This window comes from Providencia rettgeri, assembly GCF_023205015.1.
GTDB lineage: Bacteria > Pseudomonadota > Gammaproteobacteria > Enterobacterales > Enterobacteriaceae > Providencia > Providencia rettgeri_E.
Window position 1 is genome coordinate 3,347,263 of the sequence record NZ_CP096258.1, and the last position, 16,689, is coordinate 3,363,951.

The following is a 16,689-nucleotide window of genomic DNA, read 5'->3' on the forward strand; positions in this document are numbered from 1 at the left end:
AATGATTTTAGCTAAACAAAATAAATTATGCTTGGCCTTTAACTTCTTTTAAGCCATTGAATGGTGCATTTTTACCTAATGCTTCTTCAATGCGGATCAGTTGGTTATATTTAGCAACACGGTCAGAACGGCTCATAGAACCTGTTTTGATTTGACCTGCTGCTGTACCGACCGCTAAATCTGCGATAGTTGCATCTTCAGTTTCGCCTGAACGGTGAGAGATAACTGCAGTATAGCCTGCATCTTTCGCCATTTTAATTGCAGCCAACGTTTCAGTTAAAGAACCGATTTGGTTGAATTTGATCAGGATAGAGTTAGCGATGCCTTTATCGATACCTTCTTTCAGGATCTTAGTATTCGTTACGAATAAGTCGTCACCAACCAGTTGGATTTTGTCACCAAGAACTTTAGTTTGGTATGCAAAACCATCCCAGTCAGATTCGTTCAGACCATCTTCGATAGAGACGATTGGGTACTGTTTAGTCAGCTCTTCTAAGTAGTGGGTAAACTCTTGTGAAGTAAAGGTTTTACCTTCACCTTTCAGTTCATAGTTACCGGTTTCTGCGTTATAGAACTCAGATGCTGCGCAGTCCATCGCCAGTGTTACGTCTTTACCTAACACATAACCTGCTTGTTCAACCGCTTCTTTAATTGCTGCTAATGCCGCTGCGTTTGACTCTAAGTTAGGTGCATAACCACCTTCATCACCAACCGCAGTGTTCATACCTTTAGACTTCAGTACTTTTGCTAAGTGGTGGAAGATTTCAGAACCCATACGAACCGCTTCTTTCAGCGTTGGAGCGCCAACAGGCTGGATCATGAATTCTTGGATATCAACGTTGTTATCAGCGTGCTCACCACCGTTGATGATGTTCATCATTGGCAGAGGCATAGAGTATTGACCGTGAGTACCATTTAAATCAGAAATGTGCTCATACAGAGGCATACCTTTCGCCGCTGCTGCTGCTTTAGCATTTGCTAAAGATACAGCAAGGATTGCGTTTGCACCAAATTTAGATTTGTTCTCAGTGCCATCGAGATCAATCATGATTTTATCGATGTTAGCTTGGTCTTTAGCATCTTTACCAATCAGCGCTTCTGCGATTGGACCATTAACAGCAGCAACTGCTTTCAGAACACCTTTACCCAGAAAACGTGCTTTATCACCGTCACGCAGTTCCAGAGCTTCACGAGAACCAGTTGACGCACCTGATGGTGCTGCTGCTAAACCAACAAAGCCACCTTCTAAATGAACTTCAGCTTCTACAGTTGGGTTACCACGAGAGTCAATGATTTCACGACCGATCACTTTAACAATTTTGGACATTAGGTTTTCCTCAGTACAAGTTAAATTTTGGGAAGTTGGTGCACCTGCGCCGACCTCCCCATATCTTATTTCAACTCACCTTTCTGGTACTTACCAGCGGCTTTAACAAAACCTGCAAACAACGGATGACCATCTCTTGGCGTAGAAGTGAATTCTGGGTGGAACTGACATGCCACAAACCATGGATGATTAGGGTTTTCAATGATTTCCACCAGCTTATTGTCCACTGAACGGCCTGCAATTTTTAGACCCGCATCTTCAATACGTTTCAGTAGTAAATTATTCACTTCATAACGGTGGCGGTGACGTTCAATGATAGTTTCTGAACCATACATTTCACGTACAAGGCTACCATTCACTAAATGACATGGTTGACCGCCAACACGCATTGTTCCACCAAGATCGCTCTCTTCTGAACGTACTTCAAGGTTACCCTCTTCGTCACGCCATTCAGTAATCAGCGCAACAACCGGGAATTTACAATCCGCTTTAAATTCTGTTGAGTTTGCATCTGCCATATTGGCAACATTACGTGCAAATTCAATCAATGCAACTTGCATGCCCAAACAAATTCCTAAGTAAGGGATTTTGTTTTCACGTGCATATTGTGCGGTCAGAATTTTCCCTTCAACACCACGCTCGCCAAAGCCGCCTGGTACTAAAATAGCATCTAAACCTTTTAATAACTCAACACCACGTGTTTCGATATCTTGTGAATCAATTAATTTGATGTTCACAGTTAAACGGTTTTTCAAACCGCCGTGTTTTAATGCTTCAATTACAGATTTATACGCATCGGGTAACTCGATATATTTACCCACCATTCCAATAGTGACTTCACCCGCTGGATTGGCTTCCTCGTATATAACTTGTTCCCACTCAGCTAAATTAGCTTCTGGTGCATCAATACGAAAACGGTTACAGATGTATTCATCCAAACCTTGTGATTTCAATAAGGCTGGGATTTTATAAATTGAATCAACATCTTTGAGAGAAATAACGGCTTTCTCTGGTACATTACAGAACAGCGCAATTTTCGCACGCTCATTCGCTGGGATCACTCTGTCTGAACGACAAATTAACACATCTGGTTGAATACCAATTGACAGTAATTCTTTCACAGAATGTTGAGTTGGCTTAGTTTTCACTTCACCAGCGGCTGCAAGATATGGCACTAAGGTTAAGTGTAAATATAATGTGCGCTCACGGCCGACTTCTGCTGCCATTTGACGAATTGCTTCAAGGAATGGCAGAGATTCGATATCACCTACTGTGCCGCCAACTTCAACCAAAACAACGTCATGGCCTTCGCCACCACGGATGATGCGGTCTTTAATTTCATTAGTGATATGTGGGATAACTTGAATTGTCGCGCCTAAATAGTCGCCACGGCGCTCTTTGCGCAGAACTTCAGAGTAAACACGGCCGGTCGTAAAGTTATTACGACGAGTCATTTTAGTACGAATGAAGCGCTCATAGTGACCCAAATCTAAGTCAGTTTCAGCGCCGTCTTCTGTAACGAAAACTTCCCCGTGTTGGGTTGGGCTCATTGTGCCTGGGTCTACGTTAATGTAGGGATCCAGTTTCATAATAGTCACATTGAGTCCACGGGCTTCGAGTATAGCCGCCAAAGAGGCTGCGGCAATGCCTTTACCCAGAGAGGATACGACCCCGCCGGTCACAAAAATATAATTAGTTTTCATGCTGAACCTGAAAGTTTAGGTTTAAAAGATGATGGATATAACAGGACGGGAAAACAGTATACCCGAACCTTAATTTCGCTACAAATGTTCTAAGCATAATAAGGCTAAATTTCATCAATACTCTAATATTATCAGCAAGTTAAAAGCGAAAGTTTTTTTATCGCTTCAAAATTAGTCATCTTTATCTATTTTTATAGATTAACACAGTTCAAACATAAAAGCTAAATCCTTTCAGCTCATTATAAGGTATAAAAAATGCGATTTTGCACTAACTTTGATTTTGAATAACTATTTACTCTAACTCTCCATCGCAACAAGAGAGGATATCTCGGGGAGCATACACTAAGTATGTGACCCGTGTAGCTGAACGCAGCCAACAACGCTGTAGTGCGAAATATGACGAGCCATTTTATTCTTGGCTCTTAACCTGCTTCCAAAGTGCCTCCATCTCATCAAGTGTAGCACTTTCTGTCGTTTTGCCACTTTCCGCGAGGCTTTTTTCGATTTGGCGAAAACGACCTTCGAATTTCTTACAAGCTTTTTGCAGCGCTATTTCAGGCTTATGTCCTAAATGACGGGATAAATTCACTGTTGCAAACAGTAAATCACCGATTTCTTCTTCTAAGCGAGCTTGGTCAACGACAACTTGAGTGGCTTCTTCCATGACTTCTTCAAGCTCTTCATGGACCTTTCCAAGCACTGGACCTAAGGTATCCCAATCAAACCCTACAGAAGCGCAACGTTTTTGAATTTTATAGGCTTTCATTAGTGCTGGGAGCGAATTCGGGATATCATCCAGCACAGAAAACTGCGATTTTTCAGCTCGCTCTTTTGCTTTTCGTTTTTCCCACCCCTCAATCACTTCCGAGCTGCTCAATGTGTTATTTGTATCAAAAATATGTGGGTGACGATGTTCAAGCTTATCGCTCACTGCTTGGCAAATATCATTAAAATCAAACAATGATTTTTCATTCGCCATTTGCGCATAGAAAACCACTTGGAACAATAAGTCGCCCAGCTCACCTTTTAAGTCGTTAAAATCTTCACGTTCTATCGCATCAAGCACTTCATAGGTTTCCTCAAGTGTATAAGGTGCAATAGTTTTAAATGTCTGTACTTTATCCCATGGGCAACCTGTTTGTGGGTCACGCAGCTGTGCCATAATGGATAATAAGCGTTCGATTTCGGGTTTTTCCTGACTCATTGTATTAACCTTTGATTTTCTTTTGTTTCTAATTGTCATCTTTATCTCAAACTTACCAGATATAAAGGCAAATCAACAAATTTTTCCCAACAAAAGAAAAAACAAAGAAAAGATTATTGAACATTTGCAAAAAATTATTTTCAAAATAGTTTGAATTGCAGCTAGGCGGCAAGTAAACGAGCCCCTAGGAGCATACATCGGTATGTGACTAAGATGAGAGCGCGCAGCCAACAACGCTGCGGTTCAAAATATGAAGAAAACCACTGACAATATAACAGTACTGATTTTCAAAATAGTTTGAGATGTAGGTAGGCGGCAAGCGAAGATATCTCGGGGAGCATACATAAGTATGTGACCCGAGTAGCTAAGTGTAGCCAACACCCCTACAACTCAAAATATGAAGAAAATCACTGGGAATGGCGTTTTGCCTCAATAACATCCGGCAACTGATTTAATTTTGCTAACACCCGACTCAGCACCTCAATATTATACAGCTCAATTGTCATATCTATCGTCGCCAATTGCTGCTTCACATCACTGCGGCTACTGACGCCAAGTACATTCACTTTTTCATTCGCTAATATTGTCGTGATATCACGTAATAACCCGCTACGATCATTAGCTACGACTCTAACCACTAGAGAATAACCGCTGGAATAGTTTTCGCCCCACACCGCATCGATGACGCGTTCTGGCGCATGACTTTGTAATTCGGCTAACTGCTCACAATCTGAACTATGAATGGAAATACCTCGCCCTTTGGTGATAAAACCAACTATATCATCCCCTGGAATTGGCTGGCAGCAACGTGCAATATGGTGCATTAAGTTACCAACCCCTTCAACGACCACTCGACCGCTACCATGAGATGGCGCTCTTGGTAGTGAAGACTTGCTTTCCAACGTCTTCATTGCCGCGCGGTCTTCTTCTTCCGCTGTGGCTTTATTAAATTTACTTTGCAGGAAATTCACTAATTGGTTAATACGAATATCACCTCCCCCTATTCCTGCTAACACTTCATCCAATGAATGAACATTATAGCGAGCTATCAACAGTTTCTCTGCTTCGCGGAGACTGATATCAAGCTGTGATAGTTCACTATCTAGAATTTGACGCCCTGCAAGGATATTTTTGTCTTTATCTTGCTTACGGAACCAATTTTGGATTTTCGCACGCCCACGGCTGGTTGTGACATACCCTAAGTTAGGATTTAACCAGTCACGGCTTGGGTTTGGGTGTTTTTGAGTGATAATTTCAATTTGATCACCCATTTGTAATTGATAGCTAAATGGGACAATACGCCCACCTATTTTTGCACCAATACAACGGTGGCCGACATCACTGTGAATATGGTAGGCAAAATCAAGTGGTGTAGAGCCTGCGGGTAAATCCACCACATCCCCTTTTGGGGTAAAGACATACACGCGGTCATCAAATACTTGGCTACGAACTTCATCCAACATTTCGCCAGAATCTGCCATTTCTTCTTGCCATGCAATCAACTTACGTAACCACGCAATACGATTTTCGTAACTACTGCCTTTGCCAATGCCAGTCGCGCCTTCTTTGTATTTCCAGTGCGCCGCAACCCCCAGTTCTGCATCTTCATGCATTTGGCGGGTACGAATTTGAATTTCAAGCGTTTTGCCGTTAGGGCCTAACACCACAGTATGGATCGATTGATAGCCATTAGGTTTCGGGTTCGCCACATAGTCGTCGAACTCATCAGGAAGGTGGCGAAAATGGGTATGAACAATCCCTAAGGCTGCATAACAATCTTGCAAGCGTTCAACGACAATACGCACTGCTCGCACATCAAACAGCTCATCAAATGCCAATGATTTTTTCTGCATTTTGCGCCAAATGCTATAAATATGCTTAGGTCGGCCGTAGATATCTGCTTGAATACTCTCTTTTAACATGTACTTGCGTAAAGTTGTAACGAAAGTATCTATATACTCTTCACGGTCAATACGTCGTTCATGGAGGAGTTTTGCTATTTTCTTATATTCATCTGGGTGCAAATAACGAAAACAGAAGTCTTCTAACTCCCATTTCAATTGACCAATTCCTAAGCGGTTTGCTAAGGGTGCATAAATATTTGAACACTCTTTTGCGGCTAAAACGCGTTCATCTTCCGTTGCATCTTTGACTTCACGTAAATGGGCAATTCGTTCCGCTAACTTAATGACAACACAGCGGAAATCTTCCACCATCGACAATAGCATACGACGAATATTATCGACTTGTGTGGAGCTTGTTTCGCTCGATTGTGTGGCTTTGAGTTGACGAATGGCATCCATTTCCAGCACGCCTTTAACAAGTTCGTGAATGGATTTGCCAAATTCATCAATAACTTCTTGTTCTTCTAACTTTCCCTCCTCCACCAAGGGGAAAAGTAAAGCCGCTTGTAAGCTGCCGATATCCATACTTAGTGTCGATAGGATTTCGGTCATTTCAATACCACGCCACAGTAATAGAGGGGCGATTTCTTGTCCGGCTAATTTATCGTGACAATATTGCCAGGTATGGATGAGCTTTTCTTCTGATTGTTTATTGCTCAACCCTAGGCCGTTAACCCACTTTTCTGGGGCAAACTCACCTGCTGGGGTAAGATGTGCACTTCTTACTGCAACCATATATTCTCCCTACCTGTTAAACCTCTGGGCGACGGATAAATAGCGCCATTGACTCTAAATGGCTAGTTTGCGGAAACATATCTAGCATCCGCAACTGTAATAATTGATAGCCCCCATCCAGTAAAACTTTGCTATCTCTCGCCAATGTTGTGGGGTTACATGAAACATAGACAATTTTTTCTGGCATCAGTTTAATTAAATGTTCCATAACACCAGCAGCTCCAGCTCTAGCTGGGTCTAATAATACTTTGTTAAAACCATGAGCCGCCCAAGGTTGTGTGTGTATCTGGGCTTCTAAGTTTTCATTATAGAATGTGGCATTACAAATAGTATTGAGCTGGGCATTATTTCGAGCTTGTTCGACTAAATTTTCAACACCTTCAACACCCACAACGGATTTCGCTAGCCGTGCGATCGGTAAAGTAAAATTACCCATTCCACAAAAAAGGTCTAATACCCTATCTTCACTGTTTAGATCTAACCATACTAATGCTTGTTCTACCATCAACTGGTTAACTTGCCCGTTCACTTGAATAAAATTTAATGGGTTAAATTTTAATATCTCCCCTGCAACTTGATATTCTGGTTGTGGCGAATTTGGTGATAGAGCTTGTAAGCTTTCATCATTCCCCGCTAACCAGATAGACACTCCGTGCTGATTCTCAAAATCACTCAACTTTTGAGTATCTGATAACGAAAAAGGCGTTAAGTAACGAATCAATATAATTTTGCAATTGTCTGCACGGATCAGTTCTACATGACCCAGTTTCGCTTTATTACTGAGCTCGTTAATGCATTCAGAAAGCGGCTTTAGTAAGATATCCAATTCAGGGGAAAGTACCGGACAATTTTTTATATCAACCAATGTGTTAGATTGAGGTTGACGGAACCCCATAATGACATTTTTACTTTTAGACTGATATTGTAGCCCTAATCGAGCTCGACGGCGGTAACCATATGGCTCACCACTCATCACCGTAGGAATGGATATATCTAGCGATGTTTCGCGCTGCATCAGGTAAGCTAAAGCATGAGCTTTACTTTCTCTTTGCAGAGCAATGTCAACATGCTGTTGTTGGCATCCTCCACATTGATTAAAATTACGGCAATGAGGCTTTACTCTCTGGGGGCTAGTGCTCAAACGCTTAACCACCTTTCCTTTAGCAAAATGTCGTTTCTCTTCCGTCAATTCAATTTGAGCTTCTTCTCCAGGCAATAAACCTGTTACAAAAATGGTTTTCCCTTCGATACGGGCAACACCTTGCCCTGCGGCATCAAGGCTATCAGCAATAACCGTGATTTGGCGACGTGAAGTGGTGCGACGATTAGGGGAGTAAAATTGAGCCATAAAGTAGTCACTACAGAGTATTAAGTTATAAAAATCATGATTGTCGTGTTTCCAATTTTAGTACGATATTTTTTCCGCTAATTAATTAAGAAAAACGAACAGGCCCATTATACCTATTTTCCTATCATTTGATTGACTACTTTTATAGTTTTATCATTCCATTCAATTATTATATTAGTTACTAACCATAAATTTACGATATTCTTCATAAGCATAGTGGTCGGTCATACCACTAATATAGTCTTGAATCAAACGAGCTCGATAATAAAACTCTAGAATAGATTTATCTGATTCATTCGTTGCAGAGATTTTCTCAAGTGCTTCTGTGTAGGATAAGCGGTGCTTATTAGATAATTTATGAAACAACCTCGTTTCTATGAAAAAGTGCTTGTGATAATTTTTTTCGACAAGATCAGCAAAATCGCGTCTATCCATCATCAGTAATGGACTATAAAAATCTAATAACCCACTGATAATTCGGTAACCTTGCAACTCTAACTCTTCAACTTCATGATGGTTAAATACATGTTTAAAGGCCACTGTTTTTAGTACTTTCAGTAATCTATGTTCTGGACTTTTATCTTCTAGTAACGCACTGTTAAAAGTGCCATTATAAATTTCAGGCAAATTTTTAATAAATTGTTGTGCGCTGTAATGTGACAATTTCCCCGTGATATTCACGCGCAAATACATAAAGAATTGATCTTGCTGAATACGCCTTGTGTGGTTGTCACTGATATTATTGAAAGCTCGCATGACAGTTTGATCGAACAAATCATTTTGTTGAATATCTCCCCACTCGGCTTTTAAAAATTCAATCAACTGTTCAACAGTAAAAATGCCTTTTTCCGCGGCATCATCCAAGTCAGCAATACAATATGAAATATCATCAGCCGCTTCCATAATATAGGACAGCGGAAAACGACAATATTTCTCCATATCGAGCTTTTTAGTTAACTCACTAACAAAGTCCACCTCAGACCAATAATAGCCTGGCTTTTTCATCAAATAATCAAACTCAGGTGGAATTGGCTCCAAATCATAAGCCCCACGCGTATATTTTAAGATAGAACCAACTTGCGCATAGGTTAAGTTTAATTTGAGTAAGCGATGCGCCATACGCAGCCCTTGCGCATTACCTTCAAATGAGCATAAATCCTGCTTTAATTGGCGGCGGAATAAATCTTGTTTTTCATTTCCAGTTAACTGTAATGCAGGTATTTTGCATGGATCAGGAGTATTCGGTGTAAACAGGTAACTTGGAGACAATAATTTGGTGAACCAACGTTGAATTGCGGCCTCACCAAAGTGCCCAAATGGTGGATTACCGATATCATGCATTAAACAAGCCATTTCGACTAAGCTTTCAAACGCATCACAACGTTCATCTAGCCCATAGGGTTCCAGTAATTTTTTCTTTTTTAATTCACCTAAAACCGTTTTACTGATGTAACGGCCAACCTGCTGAACCTCTAGTGAGTGAGTTAATCGGCTACGCACTGCTGCGTTTTGCTCTAAGGGGAAAACTTGTGTTTTTTGTTGTAAGCGGCGAATGGCTGCTGAATTGATAATCCGCCCACGATCACTTTCAAATAAGCGATTAACCGCATCTTCATCTTTAGGTGAAATTTTTTGGTTTTTCGCACTGCTCATGTAGTTACGCTGAAAGTTTAGCTTCTTAACAAAATTAATCTCACCCACTCTGCCACCTTCCCTATTTCGATTGATGTTTCATTATATAGCCTAAATATAGGAAAAAACCTTCACGACTCACCTTTCAATGTTACACTTCGTGCATCTTTGTAATTTCGTTGTCTAAATCCGAGTTGTTGCAATTAAAATTGCGAACCCACTCGAAGAATACAGCAATAACACAATAAAACATTATCGTCCCTAGTCAAAATTTTGACACTATATTGACATTAATAGTGCAAATTGTGCAGGGAAAAGGAGACAAAATGAAAGTTGGAATAATTGGCGCCATGGAACAGGAAGTGGCGATTTTGCGCTCACAAATTGAAAACTGCCAAACTATTAACCGTGCTGGCTGTGAGATTTATACAGGCCAAATTAATGGCGTTGACGTTGCGTTATTGAAATCGGGTATTGGAAAAGTCGCAGCCGCAATCGGTACAACGCTATTATTAGAGCATTGCCAACCAGATGTCGTGATTAACACGGGTTCTGCGGGTGGTTTAGACCCTCGTTTAAACGTCGGCGATATCGTGGTTTCTACAGAAGTTCGTTACCATGATGCTGATGTGACCGCATTCGGTTATGAACCCGGCCAAATGGCACAGTGTCCGCCAGCTTTCGTTGCTGATACTAAGCTAATTGAAGTTGCTGAGCAGTGCATTAAGTTATTGGATATGAATGCTGTACGTGGTTTAGTCTGCAGCGGTGATGCTTTTATTAATGGTGCTGAACCGCTAGCTCGCATCAAGGCCATGTTCCCGCAAGTTGCGGCAGTAGAAATGGAAGCCACTGCAATTGGCCAAGTGTGCCACCAATTTGGCACCCCGTTTGTCGTCGTTCGTGCTATTTCAGATGTGGCAGATAAAGAATCTCATACGAGCTTTGATGAGTTTTTACCTGTTGCTGCTCGTCAATCTTCACTGATGATCACAGCAATTTTAGCTAAACTCGTTAAATAATTTTCATAAAAGGTATAACCTTATGTTAGTTATACCTTTTTATTAATATCACAATGAATTCCCATGAGAAGCATAACGTATTATTTTTCCCTTACAGCTAGCTTATTATGCGCTTTATTGGTGTCTTTTTCTGTTCTAGGAGCAGCAAAGCAACGCGTTATTAGTTTATCGCCTGCTAATACTGAGCTTGCTTATGCGGCAGGGCTTGGGGATAGCTTGATTGCAGCCAGTGCTTACTCCGATTACCCAGAGCAAGCAAATAATTTGGAACAAGTCGCTGATTGGCAAGGTTTAAACGTCGAACGTATTATCGCACTTAAACCTGATTTAATCCTTGCATGGCGAGGAGGTAACCCCCAGCGTCCTCTTGATCAGCTTGCGGGTTTTGGCATTCCAATTATTTATTTCGATCCTCAAACCATTGATGATGTTATCAGTTCAGTGATTGAATTAGCGCAATACAGCCCAAATCCAGAGCTAGCACAGCAAAATGTAGAAAAAATGCGCGCTAAGCTGACTCCTTATCAAAATAAAAAAGTATCAAATAACAACCCCAGAAAAGTATTCATTCAACTCGGTACTCAGCCTTTATTTAGCGCAGGTAATCACACGCTGCAAAATAATATCGTCGAGTTTTGTGGTGGTGAAAATGTTTTTGTAAATAGTGCAGTACAATGGCCACAAGTCAGCCGTGAGCAGGTACTCACTCGCAAACCAGATGTAATTATTATGACTGGTTCAGCCGAACAGGAAAAAACAGTGAAAAAATTTTGGCACTCACAGCTCAATGTCCCAATTATCCGATTAAATGAAGATTGGTTTCACCGAGCAGGCCCAAGGATTGTTAATGCGACAGAACAACTGTGCGAGCAGTTAAACGCATTATCTGATTGAGAATTACAAATTACAAATTACAAAAATTTTCTAAATAGTTCGAGTTGTGGCAAGGCGGCAAATGAAGATATCTCGGGGAGCATACATTAGTATGTGACCCGAGTAACTGAATGAAGCCAACACCGCCACAACTCGAAATATGACGAAAAATAGGAGCATACAAAAGTATGTGACTAGGTCTAGTGAATGCAGCCAACACGGCTACAGATTGAAGAAGAACTCAATAATTCTCTAAATCATTCGGCCTGTAGCAAGGCGGCAAATGAGCTAGAACCTAGGAGCATACAAAAGTATGTGACTAGGTCTAGTGAATGCAGCCAACACAGCTACAGGTTGAAGGATGACGAGAATTAGACGCTAAAGGACGAACCACACCCACAAGTAGACTTAGCATTCGGGTTAGTTACAATAAAGCGCGAACCTTCTAAGCCTTCAGTATAATCAACACTTCCACCCACTAAATATTGTAGGCTCATTGGGTCTACAACAAGAGCAACACCTTGTTTCTCGATTGTCATATCGCCTTCATTGATTTGGTCATCAAATGTGAAACCATATTGGAAACCGCTGCATCCGCCACCAGTGATATAAACACGCAGACGCAGATTTGGATTGTCCTCATCAGAGACTAGATCTTTAACTTTAATTGCTGCCGCATCAGTAAATTGCAAAGGCAGAGCTGCATCATCACTCATTTTTTTACTCCAAACCGGTGACCGGTAAATTCATGTGTAGGCTAAAACCTACTCAGATCAATTAACCTAATTATCCGCCACTTGACTAAATGGTTCAAGTGTTGTTACGCAATTAGACACATTGTGCATATCTTCGTATCAACATTTGGTTTAATTGGTGTGGTGCTTTAGAATGAGAGCAATTTTTTTCTTAGCCTCTTTCTGGAGCCCTGCGATGTCACAATCTGAAAAACTTTACGCACAAGCAAAAGAACAAATTCCTGGTGGTGTAAACTCCCCTGTTCGTGCTTTTAATGGTGTTGGTGGAACCCCATTATTTATTGAAAAAGCGGATGGCGCTTATATTTATGACGTTGATGGTAAAGCCTATGTAGATTATGTTGGCTCATGGGGACCAATGGTTTTAGGCCATAACCATCCTGAGATCCGTGATGCCGTGATCAAAGCGGTTCATAAAGGGTTAAGTTTTGGTGCTCCGACTGCCGCTGAAGTTGAAATGGCTGAATTAGTTTGTGAGTTAGTCCCCTCTATGGATATGGTACGCATGGTGAATTCAGGCACTGAGGCGACCATGAGCGCAATTCGTCTGGCGCGCGGTTACACAGGCCGTGACAAAATCATCAAATTTGAAGGCTGCTATCATGGCCATGCAGATTGCTTATTAGTCAAAGCGGGTTCTGGTGCGCTTACTATGGGCGAACCAAACTCCCCGGGTGTACCTGAAGATTTTGTAAAACACACATTAACTTGTACCTATAATGACCTAACTTCAGTTCGCCAAGCATTTGAAAACTACCCAGAAGATATTGCGTGCGTGATTGTTGAACCTGTTGCTGGAAATATGAATTGCGTACCACCAACAGCTGAATTTCTCCCCGGTTTACGTGCACTATGTGATGAATTCAATGCCGTACTCATCATTGATGAAGTTATGACAGGCTTTCGCGTCGCATTAGGTGGAGCACAAGATTACTATGATGTTCAGCCTGATTTAACCTGTTTAGGTAAAATCATCGGTGGTGGTATGCCTGTTGGCGCCTTCGGTGGCCGCCTTGAAATTATGGAAAAACTAGCACCAATTGGGCCTGTTTACCAAGCAGGGACCTTATCGGGTAACCCTGTCGCGATGGCTGCAGGTCTTGCTTGCTTAAAAGAAGTCTCTCAACCGGGTGTTCATTCACGTTTAAATGAATTAACAGAAAAGTTAGCTCGTGGTTTAAAACGTGTTTCCGCAGAGCAAGGTATCCCGATGGTTATCAATCACGTCGGTGGCATGTTTGGTATTTTCTTCACCGACGCCCCAACCGTAACTTGCTACCAAGACGTGATGAAATGTGACGTTGAACGCTTTAAAAAGTTCTTCCATTACATGTTAGAACAAGGTATTTACCTCGCACCTTCTGCATTTGAAGCAGGTTTTATGTCTATCGCACACAGCGATGAAGATATTGAGAAAACGGTTAAAGCGGCAGAAACTGCATTAATGAAAATTAAAAAGAATTAATTCACATTGATGTTATAGAGGTGAAATTTATCCAATTTCACCTCTATTTTTTTATAGTTAAGAATAGATAACGCTCGATTTGACACCACAACGCTCTAACTAGCCTTTAAAATAATTAATTCACCAGCTAATTCTCTATGAAGCCAACACAGTCACAACTTGAAATATGACGAGAATTTAGGGGCTATTGCCAAACATATCCTTAACCCAATCCGGTGCATCATCTTGTTGCTCGCCATTATTACCATTTAAGTCCCAGACCGGAGCTTGCTCTTCTGACGCTTGGCATAACCCTTCTGGGTTATCTGTCCAAATCGGCAACATTCTACCGCCGCCGAAGTTTGAGCAACTTAATTGACCATCAGCAGTGACTTGCATATCAACAATGCCCTCTGGTGCACGGTTAATGAGTGCCAATGGCGCTTGGTTATCTAAGTAGCGTTGGTACACCTTCAGTGCGCCTGTCGCCCCAGTTAATTGTGTTGGGCCGTTATTGTCACGGCCAACCCACACAATTGCGACCTCTTTGCCATCAATCCCTGCATACCAGCTATCACGTAGATCGTTAGTTGTCCCTGTTTTACCGGCTAAATTATACTTTGCGTATTTAGACAATAAGACTCGGCCCGTACCTTGTTTAACCACTTGTTGCATACCATACAATGTGAGGTATGCCGCTTGTGAAGGTACTGCTCGCTCAGCAGATGGGTAGCTTTGGTAAATCTCGTTGCCATCGCCATCAATAACAGAACGTAGTGCCGACAATTTCGCACGATTACCATTACCACCAATAGTTTGGAATACTTGAGCAACTTCAGCAGGTGTTAAGTTAACCGCCCCTAAGAGCATCGCGGGAACTTTTTCCATAGCCGCCGCAGGTGCCCCTAAGCGTACAAAGGTGTTAAACACTTGGTCTAAACCGACCTCTAAGCCTAAGTTTACGGTTGGGATATTCTGTGATTTAGCCAAGGCGTCAACTAACATCATCCGGCCATTGAAATTGCGGCTGTAGTTTCTCGGGCTCCAGTTTTGATTCCCAACTTTAACTGTTAGTGGCTCATCTTTTAACCATGTATTTAAACGAAAACGGTCCGGTTCACTTAGTGCAGCGAGGTATACAGGAGGTTTTGCCAGAGAACCAATGCTACGCCGTGCATTTAACGCACGATTAAACCCTGAATATTGGGGTTGAGAACCACCAACCATCGCACGTACTTCGCCATTAATGCGGTCAACTACTACCATGGCTCCTTCTATGTCATCTAATTTACGAGATTTACGTAAATCAGCGACACCATTCTCAACTGCATTTTCAGCCGCAGTTTGAGCAACTGGGTCTAGGGTGGTAAAAATTTTCGCACCGGAGAGTTCTTTAACTTTATCACCCAATTTTTCATTGAGTTCTAAACGAACCATTTGCATAAAGGCAGGTTGAGAAGCCACCAGCCCTTCTTTATTTTTCACCCCAAGAGGCCTTGCGCTAAGTACCTGATACATTTCTTGGTCAATCACGCCACGTGTTTCCAAGATTTTCAGCACGATATTACGGCGTTTAATCGCATTTTGTGGTTTAGTCCAAGGGTTATATGTTGACGCCCCCTGCACCATCCCCACTAATAAAGCCTGTTGGTCAAAGCTTAACTCATTGATTGGTCGGCCAAAATAATACAGGCTCGCTAATGGGAAGCCACGAATTTCGTCATTTCCATTTTGACCTAAAAAGACTTCGTTTAAATACAGCTCTAAAATACGTTCTTTACTGTAGTTGTAGTCCAGTAAAACCGCCATATACGCTTCATTCGCTTTACGCTTTAATGTGCGCTCATTAGTTAAAAACAAGTTTTTGACTAACTGTTGGGTTAACGTACTTCCCCCTTGAACGGAGCGCCCAGCACTTAAGTTAGCAACAACAGCACGACCAATAGAGTACAAACTGACGCCATCATGCTCATAAAAGTTGCGATCTTCGGTTTCTAGTAAGATTTTAACTAGAGATTCGGGAAAGTCAGATATCGGCAAAACTAACCGTTGCTCATTATTTGCCGACTGCATCATTGTGATCAGTTTCGGGTCTAAACGGAAAAAACCAAATGAGCGACCGTTCTCCATGTTTTCGATCTTACTCAAGGCATTATTTTCAAACACCATTCGAGCAAGTATTTGCCCTTCTTTTTGATCAGGGAAATTGAACGGTCGACGTAAGATTTCGATGCTATTACCACGCACCACAAATTCGCCCGATGTTGTTATTTTACTCACCTTACGGTATTGCATGCCTTCAAGTAGGCGAACCATTTCTGCCTGGCTGTAATCCATACCGGGCTCAAGGTTAACCATTCGGCCGTATACGGCGGCGGGTAAATCCCACACCTTACCATCGAGACGTTCTTTAATTTGTTGATTTAAATAAAAACCATATGCCGCGAGTAAAACCGCAAACACGATCATCAGTTTGACGAGCAGCCAAAACCAACGCCATTTACTTTTTACCTTTCGAGGCTTGTTATTTCTTGAGCCTTTTTTAGCCATTTGCTCTTCTTCATCTTCATCATCGAGATATTGTTCATCAATATCATCATGTTCGAATAAATCTTCATCGTCATAGTCATCGCGGTCTCTACGACGGCGGGATGAAGACTGTTTTTTCCCAGCAGTTTTTTTGTTACGCCTGCCGATTGGTTCAAAATCTTTACCTGACATGGTCGCTCCATATCACCTTAC

General features: G+C 41.7%; 11 protein-coding genes. 3 read left to right on the top strand and 8 right to left on the bottom strand.

Annotation, left to right across the window (positions count from 1 at the left end):
* Positions 1-25: 25 nt before the first annotated feature.
* The 6 genes from eno to dgt form a co-directional block, all read right to left on the bottom strand.
* On the bottom strand, positions 26-1,327 hold the full coding sequence (eno, locus tag M0M83_RS15240; RefSeq protein ID WP_004260453.1) for a phosphopyruvate hydratase: 1,302 nt from the start codon (positions 1,325-1,327) through the stop codon (positions 26-28).
* Between the two features lie 65 nt (positions 1,328-1,392).
* Positions 1,393-3,030, bottom strand: coding sequence for a glutamine hydrolyzing CTP synthase (gene pyrG / locus M0M83_RS15245; RefSeq protein WP_213913884.1), 1,638 nt, complete (start codon positions 3,028-3,030; stop codon positions 1,393-1,395).
* 409 nt (positions 3,031-3,439) lie between these two features.
* Positions 3,440-4,234: a nucleoside triphosphate pyrophosphohydrolase gene (gene mazG, locus M0M83_RS15250; RefSeq protein ID WP_248466863.1), complete on the bottom strand. Its 795-nt coding sequence runs from the start codon at positions 4,232-4,234 to the stop codon at positions 3,440-3,442.
* A gap of 407 nt (positions 4,235-4,641) precedes the next feature.
* On the bottom strand, positions 4,642-6,873 hold the full coding sequence (relA, locus tag M0M83_RS15255) for a GTP diphosphokinase (protein ID WP_248466864.1): 2,232 nt from the start codon (positions 6,871-6,873) through the stop codon (positions 4,642-4,644).
* 16 nt (positions 6,874-6,889) lie between these two features.
* Positions 6,890-8,221 (bottom strand): 23S rRNA (uracil(1939)-C(5))-methyltransferase RlmD, encoded by a 1,332-nt coding sequence (gene rlmD, locus M0M83_RS15260; RefSeq protein ID WP_213913881.1) that lies wholly within the window; start codon positions 8,219-8,221, stop codon positions 6,890-6,892.
* A gap of 174 nt (positions 8,222-8,395) precedes the next feature.
* Positions 8,396-9,922 carry a dGTPase gene (gene dgt, locus M0M83_RS15265; protein WP_213913879.1) on the bottom strand — a complete coding sequence of 509 codons (1,527 nt, stop codon included), beginning with the start codon at positions 9,920-9,922 and terminating at the stop codon, positions 8,396-8,398.
* A 257-nt stretch (positions 9,923-10,179) separates the two neighbouring features.
* On the opposite strand from dgt, the gene mtnN reads away from it, so the two are divergent.
* Together mtnN and btuF are read left to right on the top strand one after the other, a co-directional pair.
* Positions 10,180-10,875 carry a 5'-methylthioadenosine/S-adenosylhomocysteine nucleosidase gene (mtnN, locus tag M0M83_RS15270; protein WP_213913877.1) on the top strand — a complete coding sequence of 232 codons (696 nt, stop codon included), beginning with the start codon at positions 10,180-10,182 and terminating at the stop codon, positions 10,873-10,875.
* Positions 10,876-10,938: 63 nt separating this feature from the next.
* Positions 10,939-11,769, top strand: a complete 831-nt coding sequence (btuF, locus tag M0M83_RS15275; protein ID WP_213913875.1) for a vitamin B12 ABC transporter substrate-binding protein BtuF — start codon at positions 10,939-10,941, stop codon at positions 11,767-11,769.
* Positions 11,770-12,119: 350 nt separating this feature from the next.
* Here btuF and erpA read toward each other — a convergent pair whose 3' ends face one another.
* Positions 12,120-12,464 carry an iron-sulfur cluster insertion protein ErpA gene (gene erpA, locus M0M83_RS15280; RefSeq protein ID WP_004260480.1) on the bottom strand — a complete coding sequence of 115 codons (345 nt, stop codon included), beginning with the start codon at positions 12,462-12,464 and terminating at the stop codon, positions 12,120-12,122.
* Between the two features lie 214 nt (positions 12,465-12,678).
* Between erpA and hemL the strand changes: the two genes are divergently transcribed.
* Positions 12,679-13,968, top strand: coding sequence for a glutamate-1-semialdehyde 2,1-aminomutase (hemL, locus tag M0M83_RS15285; RefSeq protein WP_248468458.1), 1,290 nt, complete (start codon positions 12,679-12,681; stop codon positions 13,966-13,968).
* Between the two features lie 177 nt (positions 13,969-14,145).
* On the opposite strand, the gene mrcB is transcribed toward hemL, so the two are convergent.
* On the bottom strand, positions 14,146-16,668 hold the full coding sequence (gene mrcB / locus M0M83_RS15290; RefSeq protein ID WP_213913873.1) for a bifunctional glycosyl transferase/transpeptidase: 2,523 nt from the start codon (positions 16,666-16,668) through the stop codon (positions 14,146-14,148).
* Positions 16,669-16,689: the final 21 nt, after the last annotated feature.